This is a genomic window from Pseudomonas lurida (assembly GCF_002563895.1).
Classification (GTDB): domain Bacteria; phylum Pseudomonadota; class Gammaproteobacteria; order Pseudomonadales; family Pseudomonadaceae; genus Aquipseudomonas; species Aquipseudomonas lurida.
This window is the reverse complement of record NZ_PDJB01000001.1, coordinates 5,750,874-5,772,137: the sequence shown is the minus strand read 5'-3', so window position 1 is coordinate 5,772,137 and position 21,264 is coordinate 5,750,874. Positions and strand designations below refer to the sequence as shown.

Annotated in this window: 22 protein-coding genes; 13 read left to right on the top strand and 9 right to left on the bottom strand. The window is 62.2% G+C overall.

All coding sequences use genetic code 11. The features are described from left to right. Positions 1 to 30: 30 nt before the first annotated feature. Both ATH90_RS26380 and ATH90_RS26375 read right to left on the bottom strand, forming a co-directional pair. The gene (locus ATH90_RS26380; RefSeq protein WP_098467488.1) at positions 31 to 231 is read right to left on the bottom strand and encodes a hypothetical protein; all 201 of its coding nucleotides are present in this window, start codon (positions 229 to 231) and stop codon (positions 31 to 33) included. A 176-nt stretch (positions 232 to 407) separates the two neighbouring features. Next, complete coding sequence (locus tag ATH90_RS26375) at positions 408 to 1,448, bottom strand: threonine aldolase family protein (protein ID WP_025858783.1); 1,041 nt, start codon at positions 1,446 to 1,448, stop codon at positions 408 to 410. 90 nt (positions 1,449 to 1,538) lie between these two features. Here ATH90_RS26375 and ATH90_RS26370 point away from each other — a divergent pair, with 90 nt between their 5' ends. From ATH90_RS26370 to fdhA, 8 genes are all read left to right on the top strand, one after another. Beyond that, the gene (locus ATH90_RS26370; RefSeq protein ID WP_098467487.1) at positions 1,539 to 2,267 is read left to right on the top strand and encodes a TraX family protein; all 729 of its coding nucleotides are present in this window, start codon (positions 1,539 to 1,541) and stop codon (positions 2,265 to 2,267) included. A gap of 170 nt (positions 2,268 to 2,437) precedes the next feature. Then, positions 2,438 to 3,691: a serine hydroxymethyltransferase gene (gene glyA / locus ATH90_RS26365; RefSeq protein WP_034109781.1), complete on the top strand. Its 1,254-nt coding sequence runs from the start codon at positions 2,438 to 2,440 to the stop codon at positions 3,689 to 3,691. A 22-nt stretch (positions 3,692 to 3,713) separates the two neighbouring features. Then, positions 3,714 to 4,964 carry a sarcosine oxidase subunit beta gene (locus ATH90_RS26360; protein WP_010207084.1) on the top strand — a complete coding sequence of 417 codons (1,251 nt, stop codon included), beginning with the start codon at positions 3,714 to 3,716 and terminating at the stop codon, positions 4,962 to 4,964. A 15-nt stretch (positions 4,965 to 4,979) separates the two neighbouring features. Then, on the top strand, positions 4,980 to 5,282 hold the full coding sequence (locus ATH90_RS26355) for a sarcosine oxidase subunit delta (protein ID WP_034109779.1): 303 nt from the start codon (positions 4,980 to 4,982) through the stop codon (positions 5,280 to 5,282). Next, positions 5,279 to 8,296, top strand: a complete 3,018-nt coding sequence (locus tag ATH90_RS26350; protein WP_069078443.1) for a sarcosine oxidase subunit alpha — start codon at positions 5,279 to 5,281, stop codon at positions 8,294 to 8,296. Before ATH90_RS26355 ends, ATH90_RS26350 begins: the two co-directional genes overlap by 4 nt. A gap of 132 nt (positions 8,297 to 8,428) precedes the next feature. Continuing rightward, on the top strand, positions 8,429 to 9,061 hold the full coding sequence (locus ATH90_RS26345) for a sarcosine oxidase subunit gamma (RefSeq protein WP_034109775.1): 633 nt from the start codon (positions 8,429 to 8,431) through the stop codon (positions 9,059 to 9,061). Between the two features lie 9 nt (positions 9,062 to 9,070). Beyond that, positions 9,071 to 9,928, top strand: a complete 858-nt coding sequence (purU, locus tag ATH90_RS26340; RefSeq protein ID WP_069078441.1) for a formyltetrahydrofolate deformylase — start codon at positions 9,071 to 9,073, stop codon at positions 9,926 to 9,928. 184 nt (positions 9,929 to 10,112) lie between these two features. Beyond that, the gene (fdhA, locus tag ATH90_RS26335; RefSeq protein ID WP_025858777.1) at positions 10,113 to 11,312 is read left to right on the top strand and encodes a formaldehyde dehydrogenase, glutathione-independent; all 1,200 of its coding nucleotides are present in this window, start codon (positions 10,113 to 10,115) and stop codon (positions 11,310 to 11,312) included. A 126-nt stretch (positions 11,313 to 11,438) separates the two neighbouring features. On the opposite strand, the gene ATH90_RS26330 is transcribed toward fdhA, so the two are convergent. The 3 genes from ATH90_RS26330 to ATH90_RS26320 form a co-directional block, all read right to left on the bottom strand. Next, entirely contained in the window at positions 11,439 to 11,897 is a 459-nt protein-coding gene (locus ATH90_RS26330; protein WP_034109770.1) for an anti-sigma factor domain-containing protein, read from the bottom strand. 76 nt (positions 11,898 to 11,973) lie between these two features. Further along, complete coding sequence (locus ATH90_RS26325) at positions 11,974 to 12,651, bottom strand: anti-sigma factor (protein ID WP_098467486.1); 678 nt, start codon at positions 12,649 to 12,651, stop codon at positions 11,974 to 11,976. Further along, positions 12,648 to 13,292, bottom strand: a complete 645-nt coding sequence (locus ATH90_RS26320; protein WP_069078438.1) for a sigma-70 family RNA polymerase sigma factor — start codon at positions 13,290 to 13,292, stop codon at positions 12,648 to 12,650. The genes ATH90_RS26325 and ATH90_RS26320 overlap by 4 nt, the downstream gene beginning before the upstream one ends. Before the next feature lie 126 nt (positions 13,293 to 13,418). Here ATH90_RS26320 and ATH90_RS26315 point away from each other — a divergent pair, with 126 nt between their 5' ends. Then, a complete protein-coding gene (locus tag ATH90_RS26315) occupies positions 13,419 to 13,991 on the top strand; it encodes a DUF2780 domain-containing protein (RefSeq protein WP_069078437.1) in 573 nt (190 codons plus the stop codon). Here ATH90_RS26315 and ATH90_RS26310 read toward each other — a convergent pair. Beyond that, on the bottom strand, positions 13,988 to 14,875 hold the full coding sequence (locus ATH90_RS26310) for an acyltransferase (protein ID WP_034109747.1): 888 nt from the start codon (positions 14,873 to 14,875) through the stop codon (positions 13,988 to 13,990). The two genes, ATH90_RS26315 and ATH90_RS26310, sit on opposite strands and share 4 nt — an antisense overlap. 173 nt (positions 14,876 to 15,048) lie before the next feature. On the opposite strand from ATH90_RS26310, the gene rloA2 reads away from it, so the two are divergent. Genes rloA2 through creD form a run of 4 tightly spaced genes read left to right on the top strand, consistent with a single transcriptional unit; the run spans position 15,049 to position 19,091 of the window. Next, positions 15,049 to 15,549, top strand: coding sequence for a retropepsin-like aspartic peptidase RloA2 (rloA2, locus tag ATH90_RS26305; RefSeq protein WP_034109745.1), 501 nt, complete (start codon positions 15,049 to 15,051; stop codon positions 15,547 to 15,549). A 9-nt stretch (positions 15,550 to 15,558) separates the two neighbouring features. Next, positions 15,559 to 16,227 carry a two-component system response regulator CreB gene (gene creB, locus ATH90_RS26300; protein WP_034109743.1) on the top strand — a complete coding sequence of 223 codons (669 nt, stop codon included), beginning with the start codon at positions 15,559 to 15,561 and terminating at the stop codon, positions 16,225 to 16,227. Next, positions 16,227 to 17,666 (top strand): two-component system sensor histidine kinase CreC, encoded by a 1,440-nt coding sequence (gene creC, locus ATH90_RS26295; protein WP_034109741.1) that lies wholly within the window; start codon positions 16,227 to 16,229, stop codon positions 17,664 to 17,666. Before creB ends, creC begins: the two co-directional genes overlap by 1 nt. Before the next feature lie 51 nt (positions 17,667 to 17,717). After that, positions 17,718 to 19,091, top strand: a complete 1,374-nt coding sequence (creD, locus tag ATH90_RS26290; RefSeq protein WP_098467485.1) for a cell envelope integrity protein CreD — start codon at positions 17,718 to 17,720, stop codon at positions 19,089 to 19,091. 186 nt (positions 19,092 to 19,277) lie between these two features. Here the strand turns inward: creD and ATH90_RS26285 are convergent, their stop codons facing one another. The 3 genes from ATH90_RS26285 to ATH90_RS26275 are packed head-to-tail and all read right to left on the bottom strand — an operon-like array spanning position 19,278 to position 21,219. After that, the gene (locus ATH90_RS26285) at positions 19,278 to 19,907 is read right to left on the bottom strand and encodes a glutathione S-transferase family protein (protein WP_034109736.1); all 630 of its coding nucleotides are present in this window, start codon (positions 19,905 to 19,907) and stop codon (positions 19,278 to 19,280) included. A 35-nt stretch (positions 19,908 to 19,942) separates the two neighbouring features. After that, a complete protein-coding gene (locus tag ATH90_RS26280; RefSeq protein ID WP_098467484.1) occupies positions 19,943 to 20,119 on the bottom strand; it encodes a hypothetical protein in 177 nt (58 codons plus the stop codon). Further along, positions 20,116 to 21,219 (bottom strand): PepSY-associated TM helix domain-containing protein, encoded by a 1,104-nt coding sequence (locus tag ATH90_RS26275; RefSeq protein WP_098467483.1) that lies wholly within the window; start codon positions 21,217 to 21,219, stop codon positions 20,116 to 20,118. The genes ATH90_RS26280 and ATH90_RS26275 overlap by 4 nt, the downstream gene beginning before the upstream one ends. Positions 21,220 to 21,264: the final 45 nt, after the last annotated feature.

The window sequence follows — 21,264 nt, the reverse complement described above, 5'->3', positions numbered from 1 at the left end:
GCCATGAGTCGCCGGCGCGGGCCTTAACAGTTACTGGGCGTAGATATGGACGACGAAATGTTGACCTGATGCTGTCAGTTCGTAGAGTTTGTCGTAGATCCTCAACGTCCTCGATGGCTCTTTGATAGTGTCGCCGACTTTTGCGTATTTCCTGAATTCATCCCAATCAATGACGGTGGTGTTGACGGTCCCGTCGCTCTGAAGGGTGTCGCCGTTGCTTTGATATTCCATGATGTAGCCCTCTGCAGGATTTCCATTTCCGACCGAATGTTCGGCAGGCATTCAGCCCCGAAAGAACGCGTCCGTTTGTTCGGGGTGACGAGATCCTATCCAACGCAAGGGGTAGATAGATACTGTCAGAAATACGTACAAACAGTCTCTGCAGAGTCGCTGAAAGGCCCGTCGTTTCAGGCCTCCATCACTTTCCGAATATCCGCTGCCAGTTCTCTTACACGCTCTTCCTCGGTATCCCACGCACACATGAAGCGCGCGCCGCCTTTGCCGATGAAGGTGTAGAAACGCCACCCCTTGTCGGTCAGCGCTGCGATAGCCGGTTCCGAGAGTTGCAGGAACACGCCGTTGGCTTGCACCGGGAACATCAACTCCACGCCGGGAATATCCGCCACCAGGCTGCTCAGCAGCTGCGCGCAGTGGTTGGCGTGGCGTGCGTGCTTGAGCCAGGCATCGTTTTCCAGCAGGCCCACCCATGGCGCAGACAGGAAGCGCATTTTCGACGCCAGCTGGCCCGCCTGTTTGCAGCGGTAGTCGAAGTCTTCGGCCAACTTGTGGTTGAAGAACAGGATCGCTTCGCCCACGGCCATGCCGTTCTTGGTGCCGCCAAAGCACAGCACGTCCACGCCGGCTTTCCAGGTCAGGTCCGCGGGCGAGCAACCCAGGAACGCGCACGCGTTGGAGAAGCGCGCGCCGTCCATGTGCAGGTTCAGCCCCAGCTCCTTGCAGGTCACGCTGATGGCGCGGATTTCTTCCGGGGTGTACACGCTGCCGACTTCAGTGGCTTGGGTCAGGGTGACCACGCGCGGCTTGGGGTAGTGGATGTCCTGGCGCTTGAGTGCGATCTCGCGGATCGACTCCGGGGTCAGCTTGCCGTTTTCGGTGCGGGCGGTGAGCAGCTTGGAGCCGTTGGAGAAAAACTCCGGCGCACCACATTCGTCGGTTTCGACGTGGGCGGTTTCCGAGCAAATCACGCTATGGTAGCTCTGGCACAGCGAGGACAGCGCCAGGGAGTTGGCGGCAGTGCCGTTGAAGGCGAAGAACACTTCGCAGTCGGTTTCGAACAGGTTGCGGAAACCGTCGGCGGCGCGGTGGGTCCATTCATCATCGCCATAGGCGCGCTGATGGCCCTGGTTGGCTTGTTCCATGGCGGCCCAGGCTTCCGGGCAGATGCCGGAATAGTTGTCACTGGCGAATTGTTGGCTCTTGTCGGTCATGGCCCATTCCTGTGGTCGATGTTGGTGCGCACTGTAACCAAGATTGTCGCGGGTGCGCACGCACTGTAAATGCAAAGTCACTGGGGAATTATGCACGGTACTGAAACGATGCCTGTCGGACGCGTCCGTGATGGCGCCCTGGATCTGCTCAAGTGGTTGGCGCTGGTGAGCATGGTGCTGGACCACCTGCGGTATGTCGGTTTGAGCCTGGACGGCCTGTATGTGCCGGGGCGCCTGGCGTTTCCGTGGTTTTGCCTGGCGATTGCGGCGAATCTGCATCGGGTTCGAAGTGCGCCGGTGACGGGCCAATGGCGCTACTTGGGTTGGCTGTTGCTGTTCAGCGTGATCAGCGAAGTGCCTTACCGAATGTTCATCGACGATGCCGATACGTTGAACGTATTGCCGACCCTCGCGCTGGGCCTGCTCGTTGCCCGAGGATGGCAGCAGAAGGCGCTTTTTGATCGAGGATTGGCGCTGATCGCCGTTGTGACGGCGGCGGTGTTTGCCACGCACCTGATGTTCGGTTTCTTTGGCGTGTTGCTGCCGTTGGCCATGCTGTTGGTGTTCAGTCGTCCATGGTATTTCAGCGTGTTGCCTGGAGTGGTGTGTGTTGCCGCCAACCAATGGCAGATTCTGCTCAACAGCGGCACGCTCGTGGCGACAGTGGGGTTGGCGGCGTGCCTGATTGCGCCATTGGCTGGGTTGGTCTTGTTGCGACATGGGCAAAATGTCTCGCCGCCGGCCATGCGCCGCTGGGCGTATGCCCTCTATCCGCTGCATTTTCTGCTGCTTCTGCTTCTTCGCAAGATCATCAGCTAGCCAGCTCCCACACGAGCCAGCTCCCACATTTGTTTTGTGTCGCTCACCTAATGTCGTAAACGCACCTTTGCGTGGCGTCCGTAGGCATTTGACCTGTCTGCGCCAGCCCTACCATCGCATCAAAGGGCCCTGCACGGGCCTCAACAATACGAAAGGCTGGGAGAGACGCGATGTTCAGCAAAAAAGACCAGATCCAGGGATATGACGACGCCTTGCTGGCGGCCATGAATGCCGAGGAGCAGCGTCAGGAAGATCATATCGAGCTGATCGCGTCAGAGAACTACACCAGCAAGCGCGTGATGGAAGCCCAGGGCAGTGGCCTCACCAACAAATACGCCGAAGGCTACCCAGGCAAGCGTTACTACGGTGGCTGCGAGCACGTGGACAAGGTCGAAGCCCTGGCCATCGAACGCGCCAAGCAACTGTTCGGCGCCGATTACGCCAACGTTCAGCCGCACTCCGGTTCCTCCGCCAACAGCGCCGTGTACCTGGCCCTGCTGCAAGCCGGCGACACCATCCTCGGCATGAGCCTGGCCCACGGCGGCCACTTGACCCACGGCGCCAAGGTGTCGTCCTCGGGCAAGCTGTACAACGCCGTGCAGTACGGCATCAACACCGATACCGGCCTGATCGACTACGACGAAGTCGAGCGCCTGGCCGTCGAGCACAAGCCTAAGATGGTCGTGGCTGGATTCTCCGCCTACTCCAAGACCCTGGATTTCCCACGCTTTCGCGCCATCGCCGACAAGGTCGGTGCGCTGCTGTTCGTCGACATGGCCCACGTCGCAGGCCTGGTTGCCGCCGGCCTGTACCCGAACCCTCTGCCGTACGCCGATGTGGTCACCACCACCACCCACAAGACCCTGCGCGGCCCACGTGGCGGCCTGATCCTGGCCAAGGCCAACGAAGAAATCGAGAAGAAACTCAACGCTGCCGTGTTCCCGGGTGCCCAGGGCGGCCCGCTGATGCACGTGATCGCCGGCAAGGCCGTGTGCTTCAAGGAAGCCCAGGAGCCTGGCTTCAAGGTCTACCAGCAGCAAGTGATCGACAACGCACAGGCCATGGCCAGCGTGTTTATCCAGCGGGGCTACGATGTCGTGTCCGGCGGTACTGATAACCACCTGTTCCTGGTCAGCCTGATCCGTCAGGGCCTCACCGGCAAGGAAGCGGACGCAGCTCTCGGCCGCGCCCACATCACGGTCAACAAGAACGCCGTGCCGAATGACCCGCAGTCGCCGTTCGTGACCTCGGGCCTGCGCATCGGCACCCCGGCGGTGACCACGCGGGGTTTCAAAGTGCCGCAGTGCATCGAACTGGCCGGCTGGATCTGCGACATCCTCGACAACCTCGGCGACGCCGATGTCGAGGCCAACGTGGCCAAGCACGTGTCTGCCCTGTGCGCTGATTTCCCGGTTTATCGCTGAGCGCGGTTTTGGAGTAATGACTATGCAACGCTACTCGGGCTTCGGCCTCTTCAAGCACTCACTCAGCCACCACGAAAACTGGCAGAAGATGTGGCGCACGCCGACCCCTAAAAAGGTCTACGACGTGGTCATCGTCGGCGGCGGCGGGCATGGTCTGGCGACCGCTTACTACCTGGCCAAGGAACACGGCATCACCAACGTGGCCGTGGTCGAGAAAGGCTGGCTGGGCGGCGGTAACACCGCGCGCAACACCACCATCGTGCGTTCCAACTACCTGTGGGACGAGTCGGCGCACCTGTACGAACACGCGATGAAACTGTGGGAAGGCCTGTCCCAGGACCTGAACTACAACGTGATGTTCTCCCAGCGCGGCGTCTACAACCTGTGCCACACCCTGCAGGACATCCGTGATTCCGAGCGCCGCGTGAGTGCCAACCGCCTCAACGGTGTGGACGGCGAACTGCTCAATGCCAAACAAGTGGCCGACGAGATCCCGTACCTCGACTGCTCGAAAAACACCCGTTACCCGGTACTCGGCGCCACCGTGCAACGCCGCGGCGGCGTGGCCCGTCACGATGCCGTGGCCTGGGGCTTCGCGCGTGCCGCCGACGCACTCGGCGTGGACTTGATCCAGCAGACCGAAGTGATCGGCTTTCGCAAGGAAAACGGCGTGTGCATCGGCGTGGAAACCAACAAGGGCTTTATCGGCGCCAAGCGCGTCGGCGTGGTGACCGCCGGTAACTCCGGGCACATGGCTTCGCTCGCCGGGTTCCGCCTGCCGATCGAATCCCACCCGCTGCAAGCGCTGGTGTCGGAGCCGATCAAGCCGATCATCGACAGCGTGATCATGTCCAACGCCGTGCACGGTTACATCAGCCAGTCCGACAAGGGTGACCTGGTGATCGGTGCTGGTATCGACGGCTACAACGGCTACGGCCAGCGCGGCTCATACCCGGTGATCGAACACACCATCCAGGCCATCGTCGAGATGTTCCCGGTGCTGTCGCGCGTGCGCATGAACCGCCAATGGGGCGGCATCGTCGACACCACACCCGACGCCTGCCCGATCATCTCCAAGACGCCCGTGCCAAACATGTTCTTCAACTGCGGTTGGGGCACCGGTGGCTTCAAGGCCACGCCGGGCTCAGGCAACGTGTTTGCCGCCAGCCTCGCCAAGGGTGAAATGCACCCGCTGGCCGCGCCTTTTTCCATCGACCGTTTCCACAACGGTGCGTTGATCGACGAACACGGCGCTGCGGCCGTCGCCCACTAACAGGAGAAATTCCCTATGTTGCATATCTTCTGTCCTCACTGTGGCGAACTGCGCTCCGAAGAGGAATTCCACGCGTCCGGCCAAGCGCACATCCCGCGCCCGCTGGACCCAAACGCCTGCACCGATGAAGAGTGGGGCGACTACATGTTCTTCCGCGACAACCCCCGTGGCCTGCACCACGAGCTGTGGATTCACGCCGCCGGTTGCCGCCAGTACTTCAACGCGACCCGCGACACCCTGACCTACGAAATTCTTGAAACCTACAAGATCGGCGAGAAGCCGCAATTCACCGCCAAGGCCGCTGGAGAGAAGGTATGAGCCAGATCAATCGCCTGTCCAACGGTGGCCGCATCGACCGCAACAAGGTGCTGACCTTCAGCTTCAACGGCCAGACCTACAAAGGCTTTGAAGGCGACACCCTGGCCGCCGCGCTGCTGGCCAACGGCGTCGACATCATCGGCCGCAGCTTCAAGTATTCGCGCCCACGCGGCATCTTCGCTGCCGGCGCCGAAGAGCCGAACGCAGTGCTGCAGATCGGCGCTACCGAAGCCACGCAAATCCCTAACGTGCGCGCCACGCAACAGGCGCTGTACCAAGGGTTGGTCGCCACCAGCACCAACGGCTGGCCGAGCGTCAACAACGACATGATGGGCATCCTCGGCAAGGTCGGCGGCAAGCTGATGCCGCCGGGTTTCTACTACAAAACCTTCATGTACCCGCAATCGTTCTGGATGACCTACGAGAAGTACATCCGTAAAGCTGCCGGCCTTGGCCGCTCGCCGACCGAGAACGACCCGGACACCTACGACAACTTCAACCGTCACTGCGACGTGTTGGTGGTGGGCGCCGGCCCTGCTGGCCTGGCCGCCGCACTGGCTGCCGCGCGCAGCGGTGCCCGCGTGATCCTCGCCGATGAACAGGAAGAGTTCGGTGGTTCGCTGCTGGACTCGCGCGAAAGCCTTGACGGCAAGCCGGCTGCTGATTGGGTCGCCAGCGTCATCGCAGAACTCAAAGCCCTGCCGGATGTGGTGCTGCTGCCTCGCGCCACCGTCAACGGCTACCATGACCATAACTTCCTGACCATTCACGAACGCCTCACCGACCACCTCGGTGACCGTGCGCCGGTGGGTGTAGTGCGCCAGCGTATCCACCGTGTACGCGCCAAGCGCGTGGTGCTGGCGACCGGTGCGTGCGAGCGGCCGCTGGTGTACGGCAACAACGATGTGCCGGGCAACATGCTCGCCGGCGCTGTCTCGACTTACGTACGTCGCTACGGCGTGGCGCCGGGCAAGAAGCTGGTGCTGTCGACCAACAACGACCACGCCTACCGCGTTGCGCTGGACTGGCTCGACGCCGGCCTTTCAGTGGTGGCGGTGGCCGATGTGCGCCACAACCCACGCGGGGCCCTGGTTGAAGAAGCGCGCGCCAAAGGCATTCGCATCCTCACCGGCAGCGCCGTGATCGAGGCCCGTGGCAGCAAGCATGTCACCGCCGCCCGGGTGGCCGCGATCGATGTGAAAGCGCACAAAGTCACCAGCCCTGGCGAGTGGTTGGAGTGCGACCTGGTGGCCAGTTCCGGTGGCTACAGCCCGGTGGTTCACCTGGCCTCGCACCTGGGCGGCAAGCCGACCTGGCGTGAAGACATCCTCGGATTCGTACCGGGTGAGGCCCCGCAGAAGCGCGTGTGCGTCGGTGGTATCAACGGTGTATACGGCCTCGCTGATTCCCTGGCCGATGGTTTTGAAGGCGGCGTGCGCGCGGCCAGCGAAGCCGGTTTTACCCCGGTGGAAGGCACGTTGCCAAAAGCCTTGAGCCGCCTGGAAGAGCCGACACTTGGCATCTATCAAGTACCGCATGACAAACCGACTGCACGGGCACCGAAGCAATTCGTCGACCTGCAAAACGACGTGACCGCCGCCGCCATCGAACTGGCGACCCGCGAAGGGTTCGAGTCGGTCGAGCATGTCAAACGCTATACCGCGCTGGGCTTCGGCACCGACCAGGGCAAACTGGGCAACGTCAACGGCCTGGCCATTGCCGCGCGCTCCCTGAACGTGACCATCCCGCAGATGGGCACCACCATGTTCCGCCCCAACTACACGCCAGTCACCTTTGGCGCGGTAGCGGGGCGTCACTGTGGGCATATCTTCGAGCCGGTGCGCTACACCGCACTGCAGGCCTGGCACGTGAAGAACGGCGCCGAGTTTGAAGACGTCGGCCAGTGGAAACGCCCTTGGTATTTCCCACGCAATGGTGAAGACCTGCACGCCGCAGTGAAACGCGAATGCCTGGCCGTGCGCGACAGTGTCGGTTTGTTGGACGCGTCCACCCTCGGCAAGATCGACATCCAGGGCCCGGATGCCCGCGAATTCCTCAACCGCATCTACAGCAACGCCTGGACCAAGCTCGATGTGGGCAAGGCGCGCTACGGCCTGATGTGCAAGGAAGATGGCATGGTCTTCGACGATGGCGTGACTGCCTGCCTCGCCGACAACCATTTCCTGATGACCACCACCACCGGCGGCGCCGCCCGCGTGCTGCAGTGGCTGGAAATCTATCAACAGACCGAGTGGCCAGACCTCAAGGTGTACTTCACCTCGGTCACCGACCACTGGGCGACCATGACCTTGTCCGGCCCCAACAGCCGCAAGCTGCTGGCGGAAGTGACCGATATCGACCTGGACAAGGACGGCTTCCCGTTCATGACCTGGAAAGAAGGCCTGGTCGGCGGTGTGCCGGCGCGGGTGTTCCGCATCTCGTTCACCGGTGAGCTGTCGTATGAAGTCAACGTGCAGGCCGACTACGCCATGGGCGTGCTGGAAAAGATCGTCGAGGCCGGCAAGCAGTACAACCTGACCCCGTACGGCACCGAAACCATGCACGTACTGCGGGCCGAGAAGGGCTTCATCATCGTCGGCCAGGACACCGACGGCTCGATGACCCCGGACGACCTGAACATGGGCTGGTGCGTCGGCCGTACCAAGCCGTTCTCATGGATCGGCTGGCGTGGCATGAACCGTGAAGACTGCGTACGGGAAGAGCGTAAGCAACTGGTGGGCCTCAAGCCGATCGATCCGACAGTGTGGCTGCCGGAAGGCGCGCAGTTGGTGCTTGATCCGAAGCAGTCGATCCCGATGAAGATGGTCGGCCACGTCACCTCAAGCTATGCGCACAACTCCCTGGGCTATTCGTTCGCGATGGCGGTGGTGAAAGGCGGCTTGAAGCGCATGGGCGAGCGGGTGTTCTCACCCCAGGCGGACGGCAGCGTGATCGAGGCGGAGATTGTGTCTTCGGTGTTCTTCGATCCTAAGGGTGATCGCCAGAACATCTGACAGACCGAGGTGCCTGCATCGCAGGCAAGCCAGCTCCCACCGTTGGAATGCGTTTCCCTGTGGGAGCCGGGCTTGCCCGCGAGAAGGCCAGAACAGTCACTGCAAGACCTACAGAATTCAAACAGGTGCTTTATGACAGCAGCCAATGTTTACCAACAACGCCCCACCACCGGCGCCAAGGCCGAGTCCTCGCTGCACCATGCCGACCTCGCCAGCCTGGTTGGCAAGGGCCGCAAGAACGCCGGCGTGACCGTGCGTGAAAAGAAACTCCTGGGCCACCTGACCATTCGTGGCGACGGCCACGACGCCGCCTTCGCCGCTGGGGTGCACAAAGCCCTCGGCATCGAACTGCCCGGTGCCCTGACCGTGATCGTGCAGGGCGAAACCAGCCTGCAATGGCTCGGCCCGGACGAGTGGCTGCTGATCGTGCCCAGCGGTGATGAATTCGCCGCCGAACAAAACCTGCGTGCCGCCCTGGGTGACTTGCATATCCAGATCGTCAACGTCAGCGGCGGCCAGCAGATCCTCGAACTCAGCGGCCCGAATGTGCGCGACGTGCTGATGAAGTCCACCAGCTATGACGTGCATCCCAACAACTTCCCGGTGGGCAAGGCGGTGGGCACCGTGTTCGCCAAATCGCAACTGGTGATCCGCCACACGGCGCCAGACACCTGGGAGCTGGTGATTCGTCGCAGCTTCTCGGATTACTGGTGGTTGTGGCTGCAGGATGCATCTGCCGAATTCGGCCTGAGCGTTCAAGCCTGAGGAATACCCATGAGCCGCGCACCCGATACATGGATTTTGACCGCCGACTGCCCCAGCGTGCTCGGCACGGTGGACGCGGTCACCCGCTATCTGTTCGAGCAGGGCTGCTACGTCACCGAGCACCACTCGTTCGATGACCGCCTCTCGGGTCGGTTTTTTATCCGCGTGGAGTTCCGTCAGCCCGACGGCTTCGACGAGCAGGCATTTCGCGATGGCCTCGCCACCCGCGGCCAGGCTTTCGGCATGATCTTCGAGCTGACGGCGCCGAACTACCGGCCAAAAGTGGTGATCATGGTCTCCAAGGCCGATCACTGCTTGAACGACCTGCTGTACCGCCAGCGTATCGGCCAGCTGTCAATGGACGTGGTCGCGGTGGTGTCCAACCACCCCGATTTGCAACCGTTGGCCGACTGGCACCAGATTCCCTACTACCATTTCCCCCTCGACCCCAACGACAAACCGTCCCAGGAGCGTCAAGTGTGGCAAGTGGTGGAAGACACCGGCGCCGAATTGGTGATCCTTGCACGCTACATGCAAGTGCTGTCGCCGGAGCTGTGCCGCAAGCTGGATGGCAAGGCCATCAACATCCACCACTCGTTGCTGCCGGGGTTCAAGGGCGCCAAGCCGTATCACCAGGCGTACAACAAGGGGGTGAAGTTGGTAGGGGCCACGGCGCATTACATCAACAACGACCTGGATGAAGGCCCGATCATTGCCCAGGGGGTAGAAGTGGTGGACCACAGTCACTACCCCGAGGACCTGATTGCCAAGGGGCGGGATATCGAGGGGCTGACCCTGGCCCGGGCGGTCGGGTATCACATCGAGCGGCGGGTATTCCTGAACGCCAATAGAACGGTGGTGCTCTGACTGACGCCTTCGCGGGCAAGCCCGCTCCCACATCTGAAGGTGTAAACCCGATCAAATGTGGGCGCCGGTCTTGCCCGCGATGGGGGCGTCAGCAACAACGCAAAAACAGCATCTGTACCCGAGCACTTAACGCGCTGCCTGCCTGGGCAGCGCGGTTTCATAAAAACAACAGCGAGGTGAAAGCATGTCTGGTAATCGTGGTGTCGTGTATCTCGGCAACGGCAAGGTCGAAGTACAGAAAATCGACTATCCCAAAATGCAGGACCCCCGTGGCAGGAAGATTGAGCACGGCGTCATCCTGCGTGTGGTCTCCACCAACATCTGCGGCTCCGACCAACACATGGTGCGCGGCCGCACCACGGCCCAGACCGGCCTGGTGCTCGGTCATGAAATTACCGGTGAAGTGATCGAGAAGGGCAGTGACGTCGAAAACCTGAAGATCGGCGACCTGGTGTCGGTGCCCTTCAACGTCGCGTGCGGCCGCTGCCGCTCCTGCAAGGAGCAACACACCGGCGTGTGCCTGACCGTCAACCCGGCGCGTGCCGGTGGCGCCTACGGCTATGTCGACATGGGCGACTGGACCGGCGGCCAGGCCGAGTACGTGCTGGTGCCGTACGCTGACTTCAACCTGCTGAAACTGCCTGACCGCGACAAGGCCATGGAGAAAATCCGCGACCTGACCTGCCTGTCCGACATTCTCCCGACCGGTTATCACGGCGCCGTCACTGCCGGTGTTGGCCCTGGCAGCACTGTCTACATTGCGGGTGCCGGCCCTGTGGGCCTGGCGGCTGCCGCTTCGGCGCGCCTGCTGGGCGCTGCGGTGGTGATCATCGGCGACGTCAACCCGATCCGCCTGGCTCACGCCAAGGCGCAGGGTTTCGAGATTGCCGACCTGTCCCAGGACACGCCGCTGCACGAGCAGATCGCCGCACTGCTGGGCGAACCGGAAGTGGACTGCGCCGTCGACGCCGTGGGCTTCGAAGCCCGTGGCCATGGCCATGAAGGCGTCAAGGCGGAGGCCCCGGCCACTGTGCTCAACTCGCTGATGGGCGTGGTGCGCGTGGCGGGCAAGATCGGTATTCCGGGCCTGTACGTCACCGAAGATCCGGGTGCGGTGGATGCCGCTGCAAAAATGGGCAGCCTGAGCATCCGCTTCGGCCTGGGCTGGGCCAAATCCCACAGCTTCCATACCGGCCAGACACCGGTGATGAAGTACAACCGCCAGCTGATGCAGGCGATCATGTGGGACCGTATCAACATTGCCGAGATTGTTGGCGTGCAGGTGATCAGCCTGGATGACGCGCCGCGTGGGTATGGCGAGTTTGACGCGGGTGTGCCGAAGAAATTTGTGATCGATCCGCACAAACTCTTCAGCGCGGCATAACTCTCAGGCACACGATCCAACGGTGGGAGCGGGCTTGCTCGCGAAAGCGCTGGTTAAGTCGAAGCACGTTTGACTGACCTGCCGCATTCGCGAGCACGCCCGCTCCCACTTGGTTTTTTTGGAGTGTCAGCGGTTGGCGAGGGCGCCTTGGTAGACGGTCGGCCCCGTGGGCTGCTTGCTCAACGACCCACCTTTGGTTTCCGAACTCACCATCAACTCCACCGGCTTGCGGATGCTTTTCTGTTGGCGTGGGTTGAGTCCGATAATGCCTTTGCCATCTTCCGGCAACAGTCCAAGCGACACCGGTGCGCCGCCTTCGGGCAACGCCCACAGTTCCAGGCTGCGATCCGGCTCGGGTGCCGTCGTGGCGATCGGCTCGACTTCGAGGTAATCCTTGTGCGCCATGATCTGCGCCGCGGGTTGCTGGGCAGTGGTCACCAGTGTGGCAGCAGACTTGACGTTGTCTTGGGTGTAGAGCGCGCTGCCGAGGCCGGCGACAATGGCCACGCAGACGCCCATGAACACGCGCGGGCGGCTCCAGAAAGGCGGCTTTTGCTCAATCACTTGGGGACGGGTCGCGCTCATCGGGCTTTTCCTGGCAAGGCTTTAAGTCCTGTCATGGACCCTGGTTCGCGCGATGGGTTCCTGACTGCCGTTCAGCTCAAAGTGATGCCAATTGGCCCTGATACAGCACCGGTCCGGTGGGTTGCCCGGTCACTGAACCGCCGCGTGGCTCCAGGCTCACGGCCAACGTCAGCGGCGCGGAGAGCAAGGCTCGTTGCGCCTTGCTCAGCGTTATTCGGCCGTTGCCCGCAGCGGGGAGCAGACCCAGGGAGATTGGTTTACCGCCCGGTGCAATCGCCCACAACTCGAGGCTGTGCGTCGGTTCCACCGCAGCCAGTGCCACGGGTTCCACTTGCAGGTGGTCGCCATACGCCTTGATCTGCAGCGCCGGTTGCTGGTTGGCCGCGACGAGCGTGGCGTTGTACTGCGCACCGATGTCTCGTTGATACAGCACGCCCGCCAGCACGGCCACGACTACCACGCACGCCGCTGCCAGCAAGCGCAGGTTCATCCACAAGGGTTTTTTTGCCGGCAAATGCAGCACCTGCGGCTCGATCCGCGCCTTGATGCTGTCCCATACATGCTCGGGCACCGGTCGTTCGGGCAAGGCGCCGGTCAGGCTGGCCAGGGCGTCCTGCCAATGGCCGAGTTCCACGCGCAGCGCCGCATCCTCCAGCAACAAGGCCTCGAAACGCCGACGCGCAGTGGCAGGCATCAGTCCGATGGCGTAGTCGGCGGCGAGGGCACGGCGCAGGGCGGTGGTCTGGTAGTTCATGATTCAAGGCACCTGCGCAGGCGTTCCATGCCGCGACGAATCCAGGATTTGACCGAGCCCAGGGGGGCTGCCAGCTGTTGGGCCAACTCCGCGCACGACAGGCCCTGGAAGTAAGCCACGGTAATCGATTGGCGCTGCATGCCCTCCAGGGTGTCCAGGCAGCGGTTCAAGGCGCGGGCCTCGCGTTCGTTGTCGAGTTGGTCGTGGGCGCTGGGTGTGTCATCGACCAGCGTGTCCTGCTGACCGTCCGCCAGCGGCTGTTCACGGTGCTTGCGCAGTTGGTCGATGGCCAGGTTGCGGGTGATGTTGACCATCCAGGTCATCGGCGCAGACAGGTGCGCCTGGTAGCGCGAAGCGTTGTACCAGATGCGCACGAAGGCTTCCTGCAAGACCTCTTCGGCCAGGTCCTGGCGGCCCATGAAACGCAGCGCTACACCGTGCAAGCGCGGTGAGACGCTGCGGTAGAGGGTTTCGAACGCCTGGCGATTGCCCAGCGCACATTGGGCCAGCAAGGGCTGCAGCGGATCAGCGTCGGACGTGGAAATAGGGCTTCTCCAGGCTCTGGATACAGGGCGATGGGACTGCGCGCGCAAGCGGTGGCAGGCAGAGGTTAGTTCAGGTTGCGCGCGCGTTCCATTCACGGCCGTCTTCCTCGAGGGGTTGTGGTGCATATACGCAGCAGCGACGGGTTTGGATGCACTGGGAACAATCCCCCGGGCTGCCCAGTCAAACGCCTGCTTTCACCCCTACGCCCAGAGGTTGTTTTGATGAAGATTTCACGCGGTTTCGCCCTTTCCTGCCTGATGACCCTGGCAGCCGGCCCGGTGTTCGCCGCAGGGTTCAGCCTTGGGGACGCGGCCAATGCGATTGCCGGCATGCAGGGTGGTAACAACAAGGCCGCGGCTGCCGCACCGTCGTCCGAGACGGCCGGGTTGCTGAGCGCCCTGACCTCGCAACTGAACATCACCCCCGAACAAGCGGTGGGCGGTACGGGCGCCATGCTGGGCCTGGCCAAGAACAAACTGAGCGGCAACGACTATTCGCAGCTGGGTAATAGCGTGCCGGGCCTTGACCAACTGTCGGGCAACAATGCGTTGGGTAGCCTCGGGGCCTTGAGCGGGATGCTCGGCCAGGCCGGCGGCAGCAAGACCAGCGGCCTCGACGGCCTGTTGGGTAACGTGAAGAACACCAACGACCTGAACACCGCGTTCAGTGCCTTGGGCATGGACAGTGGCATGGTCGGCCAGTTTGCCCCGGTGATCCTGCAATACCTGGGTGGCCAGGGTGCCAGCAGCTCGGTGCTGGGCAAGCTGGCCCAGGCATGGGGCACCGGCAGTTAAAGACGCTCCGCGCGCAGTTGCTCGATGCGCGCGTCCTTCTCCGTCCAGAGCTGGTTGACCCAGTTCTGGACGGTTTGGCGAAACACCGGGTCATTCTCGTAATCCCCTTGCCACAACGCCGGATCCAGCTCGCGGGTACGGATATCAATGATCACCTCTGGCACCGCGCCGCTGATCAAATCCCAGAACCCCGGTATTTTCTGCTGTGGATAGACCACGGTCACGTCGAGCACGGCGTCCAGTTGTTCACCCAGCGCCGCCAGCACAAACGCCACGCCGCCCGCCTTGGGCTTGAGCAAGCGGCTGAACGGTGAACCCTGCTGCGCCCGCTTGGCCTCGCTGAAGCGCGTACCTTCCAGGTAGTTGACCACCGTCACCGGCTGGCGCTTGAACAGCTCGCAGGCCTCTTTGGTGATCTTCAAGTCCTGCCCCGCGAGTTCCGGGTGCTTGGCCAGGAAAGCCTTGGTGTAGCGCTTCATGAACGGGTAATCCAGCGCCCACCAGGCAAGGCCCAGGAAGGGCACCCAGATCAGCTCTTTCTTCAGGAAGAACTTGAAGAACGGCGTGCGCCGGTTGAGGGCCTGGATCAGCGCCGGGATGTCTACCCAGGATTGGTGGTTGCTGATGACGAGGTAAGACGTGTCACTGCGCAAATCGGCGCCGCCGCGAATATCCCATTGGGTGGGGATGCACAGCGAGAAAATCAGCTTGTCGATCTCGGCCCAGGTTTCGGCGATCCACATCACCGCCCATGACATGTAGTCACGCAAGCGACCGGGGGCCACCAGCTTGAGCAGGGCAAACACCATCAATGGGCCGAACAGCACCAAGGTGTTGAGCAATAGCAGCAGGGTGACAAAACAGCCGGTGAGCAGTCGGCGCATAAGTAACTCTTGGAATCGTGTGGGCGGGTCATGATAAGCAAGGCGAGTCCAGAGGCCAAATCGCAAATCACGGTACGAATGTTTCACAATGTGCCGGGTATGGTTGAGTGAGCTAACTAACCACCGCTTTTGCGGTCTAGAATCCGCCTACTTCTTTCCGAGGACATCACTTCGTGAAACTGCTATTTGCCTCGCTCGCCCTGGCCGCCCTGCCTGTCATGGCCGCCGAACCGACCCTCTACGGTCGCTACGAATACATCCAGTTGCCGGAGATCGGCGAAACCTTCAAGGCCAAGATGGACACTGGCGCGCTGACCGCCTCGCTGTCGGCCCGTGACATCGAGACCTTCACCCGTGACGGCGACGATTGGGTGCGTTTTCGCCTAGGCGGCAAGGAGGCGTCCAACAAAGTCTATGAGCACAAAGTGTCGCGCATCAGCAAAATCAAAAGCCGCGCCGACGAAGACGACGACAAGGACGAACCTTCCGTGGCCAAGCGTCCGGTAGTCGACCTGGAAATGTGTCTGGGCAACGTCAAGCGCACCGTCGAGGTCAACCTGACCGACCGCAGCAGCTTCAACTACCCCTTGCTGATTGGCGCCAAGGCCCTGCGTGAATTCGGCGCTGCGGTAAACCCGGCCCGTCGCTACACTGCTGACAAACCGGACTGCTGACGGACCCTCATGCCGCATATCCTGATTGTCGAAGATGAAGCGGCGATAGCCGACACGCTGATATTCGCCCTGCAAGGCGAGGGCTTTACCACCACCTGGCTGAGCCTCGGCCAGGAGGCGCTGGCCCATCAGCGCCAAACCCCGGCCGACCTGATCATCCTCGACATCGGCCTGCCGGACATCACAGGCTTTGAAACCTGCAAGCAACTGCGCCGGTTCAGCGAAGTGCCCGTGATGTTCCTCAGTGCCCGGGATGGCGAGATCGACCGCGTGGTGGGGCTGGAGATCGGCGCCGACGATTATGTGGTCAAGCCCTTCAGCCCACGGGAAGTGACGGCGCGGGTCCGGGCGATCCTCAAGCGGATTGGCCCCGGTGCTGCGCCCGCGGTGTTCCAGGTTGATCTGGAGCGCATGCAGATTACGTATCGCGGCCAGCCTTTGAGCCTCACGCGCCATGAGTTCCGTTTGCTGCAAAGCCTGCTGGAACAACCCGAGCGCGTGTTCAGCCGCGAGCAACTCCTGGACGCGGTAGGCGTGGCGGCGGATGCCGGCTACGAGCGCAATATCGACAGCCATATCAAAAGCCTGCGCAGCAAATTGCGCAGCGTGGCCGCTGATGCCGAGCCGATCCAGACTCATCGTGGCCTCGGCTACAGCTACAGCCCGAGCAACAGCTGATGCGCCTCGGGCTGCGGATTTTCCTGGTGTATGCGCTGTTTATCGGCCTGACTGGCTACTTTGTGCTCAGCACCGTGATGAAGGAAATCCGTCCCGGAGTGCGCCAGTCCACCGAAGAAACCCTGGTGGACACGGCGAACCTGCTGGCCGAGATCCTGCGCGATGACGTGAAGAACGGCACCCTCGGCCAAAGCCACTGGCCGGAACTGCTCAAGGCCTACGGCAATCGCCAGCCGGGTGCGACCATCTGGGGGCTGCCGAAGAACCAGGTCAACCACCGTATCTACGTGACCGACGCCAAGGGCACGGTGCTGCTCGACTCCATGGGCGAAGCGGTGGGGCAGGATTACTCCCAGTGGAACGATGTGTACCTGACCCTGCGCGGAGAGTACGGCGCGCGCTCCACCCGCAGCGAGCTGGATGACCCCACTTCGTCGGTGATGCACGTCGGTGCGCCGATCCGTGACAACGGCCAGATCATCGGCGTGGTCACCGTGGCCAAGCCGAACAGCTCGTTGCAGCCCTACGTCGACCGCACGGAGCGCCGCCTGCTCTGGTACGGCGCCGGGCTGGTGATTCTGGGCTTGCTGCTGGGCGCGCTGCTGTCGTGGTGGTTGAGTGTTGCCTTGAGACGGCTGACGGCCTATGCCGAAGCGGTCAGCGAGGGCCGGCGCGCCGAGTTGCCCCATTACCGCGGCGGTGAACTCAAGCAGCTCTCCACCGCCGTGGAGCACATGCGCACGCAGCTGGAAGGCAAGGCCTACGTCGAACACTACGTGCACACCCTGACCCACGAATTGAAGAGCCCGCTGGCCGCGATCCGCGGCGCGGCAGAACTGTTGCAGGGCGATATGACCCGCGAACAGCAGCAGCGCTTCGTCGGTAATATCGACAGCGAAAGCGCGCGCTTGCAACAGTTGATCGAGCGCCTGCTGAACCTGGCACAAGTCGAGCAACGCCAGGGCCTTGAAGAGCAGGCCAGTATTGGCTTGGCAGCCATGGTCGATGACGTGCTCAAGGCCCAATGTGCGCGCATCGAAGGCGCCGGGTTGCACGTCGAACAGACGATTGCGCCGGGGGTGAAGGTGTATGGCGAACCCTTCCTGCTACGCCAGGCACTGGGCAACCTGCTGGACAATGCGTTGGACTTCACGGCGCCCGGTGGCCTGCTGAGGTTCAGCGCACAGACACGGCACAACGACGTGCAGGTGAGCCTGTTCAACCAGGCCGCGCCGATCCCCGACTACGCCCTGCCACGCCTGAGCGAGCGTTTCTATTCGCTGCCACGCCCGGCCAGTGGGCGCAAAAGTACTGGCCTGGGCCTCAATTTTGTCGAGGAAGTGATGAAGCTGCATGGCGGCGCGTTGCAGATCGGCAATGTCGAAGGCGGCGTGCAAGTGGTGCTGCATCTCCACACAGTCTCCACATTACCCACATAAATCCCCCACACGGGCTGCCCAGACTCTTCCCATCAAAACAGGGAGAGCCCCATGAACCGCAGCCTGCTTTTCAAACTTGGCGCCATTGCGCTGCTGATCCTGCTGTTGCTGATTCCGTTGCTGATGATCAACGGCATCATCGCCGACCGCCAGCTCACTCGCGACACTGTATTGGAAGACATTGCCCGCAGTTCCAGTTATAGCCAGCGCCTCACCGGCCCGGTGATGGTGGTGCCGTATCGCAAGACCGTCCGCGAGTGGAAGCTCAATGAAAAGCTCAACAAGCGCTACGAAGTCACCCGTGAAGAGCGCGGTCGCCTGTATTTCCTGCCGGACCGATTTGAGCTCGACGGCCAGGTACAGACCGAACTGCGCGCGCGGGGCATCTACCAGGCGCGGCTGTTCCATGCCGACAACCGCATCAGCGGGCGTTTCGAATTGCCGGCGCAGTTGGGCATCACCGAAGACTTTTCCGACTACCGCTTTGAGCCGGCGTTTCTGGCGGTGGGTATCAGCGATATTCGCGGCATCGAAAACGCGTTGACGCTGGAGCTTGGCAGCCAGCGCCTGGAGTTCGAACCGGGCTCCCAGGTGGACTGGTTGGGGGAGGGCGTGCATGTGGCGCTGCCGGAACAGGACAGCAAAAAGCCCTACGTCGTGGACTTTGCCTTTGACCTGCGCCTGCAAGGCACCGAGCAACTGCAGGTGGTGCCGGTGGGCAAGACCAGCCAGGTGTCACTGGCCTCCAACTGGCCGCACCCAAGCTTTGTCGGCAACTACCTGCCGGCCCAACGGGAGGTGACCGACAAGGGCTTTACCGCCCGCTGGCAGACCTCCTTCTTTTCCACCAACCTTGAGCAGGCCCTGCAAACCTGCCTGGACAAGCAGGGCTGTGACGACTTCAACAACCGCAGCTTTGGCGTGAACTTCATCGACCCGGTGGACCAGTACCTCAAGAGCGACCGCGCGATCAAATATGCGCTGCTGTTCATCGCCCTGACCTTTGCCGGCTTCTTTCTGTTCGAAGTGCTCAAGAGCCTGGCGGTGCACCCGGTCCAGTACGCCTTGGTGGGCTTTGCGCTGGCGTTTTTCTACCTGCTGTTGTTGTCGTTGTCCGAGCACATCGGCTTCGCCATGGCCTATCTCCTCTCTGCCAGTGCCTGCGTGTCGTTGATTGGCTTCTATGTGTGTCACGTGCTGCGCAGTGTGGCCCACGGCCTGGGTTTCTCGGCGGGGTTGGCGGCGTTGTATGGCTTGTTGTACGGGCTGCTGAGTGCCGAGGATTACGCGTTGTTGATGGGCTCGCTGCTGTTGTTCGGCCTGCTGGGCACGGTGATGGTGCTGACGCGCAAACTGGACTGGTATGGCGTGGGCAAGCGCAAGGCCACCGAACCGTTGGTGTTTGACCTGGAGGCGGTGCAATGATCGGGTTGCGTGAGGATCAGCAAGTGGGGGCGCATTTAGCCTCAAGGATCGTTACGTTCCTCAATACCACCACCGACCAATGTGGGAGTGGGCTTGCCCGCGATAGCGGTGGTTCAGAAACAGATGTGCTGAATGACATACCGCGATCGCGGGCAAGCCCGCTCCCACATTGGGTCGGTGTGAGCGTCACACGGGCGGCTGGGTTTCCAGCATCGAAGGTCGCTGGCTGACCTCGGCGTACCAGGCGGCAAGCTGCGGGTTATCCGAGCGCCATTGCATATCCGGATGGCGGAAGTCGAGGTAGCCCAGGGCGCAGGCCACGCTGATGGCGGCGATGTCGAAGTGGCTGGCCAGTTCGGCAATGGCGTCGGCTTCCAATTCAGCGAGGCTTCGACGGATCTTGTTGCGCTGCTCGTCCAGCCATTGGTCCCAGTGCTTTTGCGCTGGGCGCAGGGCTGTCTCGTAACGCACCAGTACGGCGGCGTCCATGATGCCGTCGGCCATCGAGGCCAGGGTCAGGCGGCGCCAGCGGGCCGAGCCGTCGCGAGGGATCAGCGGGTTACCGACGTGCTGGTGGTCGAAGTAATCGAGGATCACCCGGCTGTCGTGCAGCACGCTGCCGTCGGCCAGGCGCAAGGCCGGGATCTTGCCCACGGGGTTGCCTTGCACCACGTGTGCATCCGGATTGACCGGGGTCGGCATGCAGCCGTGCAGGGCGACGCGGTCCTGCTGGCCGGTTTCAGCCAGCAACACGCGCACCTTGCGAACGAACGGTGAAGCGGGGTTGTGGAACAAGGTCATGCTGGGAGCGGACATGGGCATTCCTCAAGAAAGGGCTGCGCTAATCTATCTCACCGTTTGAGCAAGGCCCAAGTGCCAATTGCAGCGGGAATGCCTAACCCGACCCAACTGAGTGAATCCCACAGCCCATCGCCGAGCAAGGCTGCAAACAACCCGGCGGCACTGAGCAGGCCAATCCCCAGCGGAATGCCAAACACCTTCCAGAAATTCGATTGCCTTGGCTTCATGCCTTGCCTGCCTTGCGTCGCATGATCCACAGGTAGATCCCGCTCACCAGCACGATGATGGTCAACACATCCAACACCGCCCAGAGGATCTTCATCGGCATGCCGCCGTAGTCACCGAAGTGCAGCGGTTGGGACATGCCCATGGCGTCCATGTACCACGGCCGTTCGGCGATGGCGGTGACAGCCAGGTTACTGGCGTCGATCAATACCGGCGTGAGCAGGTGCGAGGTCAAGTGGGTACTGCCCTTCATGAACACGGCGTAATGGTGTTCGCTGGAAAAGCGCGTGCCGGGGAAGGCAATAAAGTCTGGCGCCATGCCCGGTGCGGCCTTGGCGGCAATTGCCAGCAGCTCGGTGGCTGGCGCGCGCTGGGTCAGGGGCGGAGCGTTTTTATACGGCTCGATCATTGCACTGAGGCTGTCCTGGCGCCAAGCCGCGATGATCAGGTCGGCGCAGGCGCTGATCACGCCGGTCACGCCCACTACCAATGCCCAGGTCAGGGTGACCACGCCGATCAGGTTATGCAGGTCGAGCCAGCGCAGGCGGGTGGATTTGTCCTGGCGCACGGTGGCGAATTTCAATCGGCGCATGAACGGCAGGTACAGCACCGTGCCCGAGATAATCGCCAATACAAACAGAACCCCCATGAAGGCCAGCAACAACTTGCCCGGCAGGCCGGCGAACATATCCACATGCAGCCGCAGCAGGAACAGGGTGAATCCGCCATTGGCAGACGGCATCTCGACCGCTTCGCCGGTGCGCGCATCCAGCATGAAGGTGTGGGACGCGTTGGGTTCGGTGCCGGCGGTGGCGGCCATGATCGCGATCACGCCGTTTTTGTCGTCTTCGTCCCAGGCCAGGTACTGCATGGCCTCGCCGGGGCGATGGGCCTGAGCCTTCGCCACCAGCTGTTCCAGGTTGAGCTGTGGGGTGTCGGCGGGCATCTGCGCCAATTGCGGCTCGTTGCCCAGCAGATGATCGATCTCGTGATGGAACACCAGCGGCAGGCCGGTGAGGGCGAGCAGCAGCAGGAATACCGTGCAGATCAGGCTGGTCCACGTGTGGATAAAGGACCAGCGGCGGATGGTTTTGCTTTTCATTTTCTCAACCTTCAGACACACCAAGGCCGCCCACTGGGGCGGCCT

What these genes read in the sequence shown, in the direction of transcription:
- creB (WP_034109743.1), top strand. Translation starts at nt 15,559, where the DNA reads ATGCCGCATATCCTGATTGTCGAAGATGAAGCGGCGATAGCCGACACG.
- ATH90_RS26280 (WP_098467484.1), bottom strand. Translation starts at nt 20,119, where the DNA reads ATGAAGCCAAGGCAATCGAATTTCTGGAAGGTGTTTGGCATTCCGCTG.
- glyA (WP_034109781.1), top strand. Translation starts at nt 2,438, where the DNA reads ATGTTCAGCAAAAAAGACCAGATCCAGGGATATGACGACGCCTTGCTG.
- ATH90_RS26285 (WP_034109736.1), bottom strand. Translation starts at nt 19,907, where the DNA reads ATGTCCGCTCCCAGCATGACCTTGTTCCACAACCCCGCTTCACCGTTC.
- ATH90_RS26330 (WP_034109770.1), bottom strand. Translation starts at nt 11,897, where the DNA reads ATGAGCGCGACCCGTCCCCAAGTGATTGAGCAAAAGCCGCCTTTCTGG.
- ATH90_RS26345 (WP_034109775.1), top strand. Translation starts at nt 8,429, where the DNA reads ATGACAGCAGCCAATGTTTACCAACAACGCCCCACCACCGGCGCCAAG.
- ATH90_RS26315 (WP_069078437.1), top strand. Translation starts at nt 13,419, where the DNA reads ATGAAGATTTCACGCGGTTTCGCCCTTTCCTGCCTGATGACCCTGGCA.
- creC (WP_034109741.1), top strand. Translation starts at nt 16,227, where the DNA reads ATGCGCCTCGGGCTGCGGATTTTCCTGGTGTATGCGCTGTTTATCGGC.
- ATH90_RS26310 (WP_034109747.1), bottom strand. Translation starts at nt 14,875, where the DNA reads ATGCGCCGACTGCTCACCGGCTGTTTTGTCACCCTGCTGCTATTGCTC.
- ATH90_RS26355 (WP_034109779.1), top strand. Translation starts at nt 4,980, where the DNA reads ATGTTGCATATCTTCTGTCCTCACTGTGGCGAACTGCGCTCCGAAGAG.
- ATH90_RS26370 (WP_098467487.1), top strand. Translation starts at nt 1,539, where the DNA reads ATGCACGGTACTGAAACGATGCCTGTCGGACGCGTCCGTGATGGCGCC.
- ATH90_RS26375 (WP_025858783.1), bottom strand. Translation starts at nt 1,448, where the DNA reads ATGACCGACAAGAGCCAACAATTCGCCAGTGACAACTATTCCGGCATC.
- fdhA (WP_025858777.1), top strand. Translation starts at nt 10,113, where the DNA reads ATGTCTGGTAATCGTGGTGTCGTGTATCTCGGCAACGGCAAGGTCGAA.
- ATH90_RS26360 (WP_010207084.1), top strand. Translation starts at nt 3,714, where the DNA reads ATGCAACGCTACTCGGGCTTCGGCCTCTTCAAGCACTCACTCAGCCAC.
- purU (WP_069078441.1), top strand. Translation starts at nt 9,071, where the DNA reads ATGAGCCGCGCACCCGATACATGGATTTTGACCGCCGACTGCCCCAGC.
- ATH90_RS26325 (WP_098467486.1), bottom strand. Translation starts at nt 12,651, where the DNA reads ATGAACTACCAGACCACCGCCCTGCGCCGTGCCCTCGCCGCCGACTAC.
- ATH90_RS26350 (WP_069078443.1), top strand. Translation starts at nt 5,279, where the DNA reads ATGAGCCAGATCAATCGCCTGTCCAACGGTGGCCGCATCGACCGCAAC.
- creD (WP_098467485.1), top strand. Translation starts at nt 17,718, where the DNA reads ATGAACCGCAGCCTGCTTTTCAAACTTGGCGCCATTGCGCTGCTGATC.
- ATH90_RS26380 (WP_098467488.1), bottom strand. Translation starts at nt 231, where the DNA reads ATGGAATATCAAAGCAACGGCGACACCCTTCAGAGCGACGGGACCGTC.
- ATH90_RS26275 (WP_098467483.1), bottom strand. Translation starts at nt 21,219, where the DNA reads ATGAAAAGCAAAACCATCCGCCGCTGGTCCTTTATCCACACGTGGACC.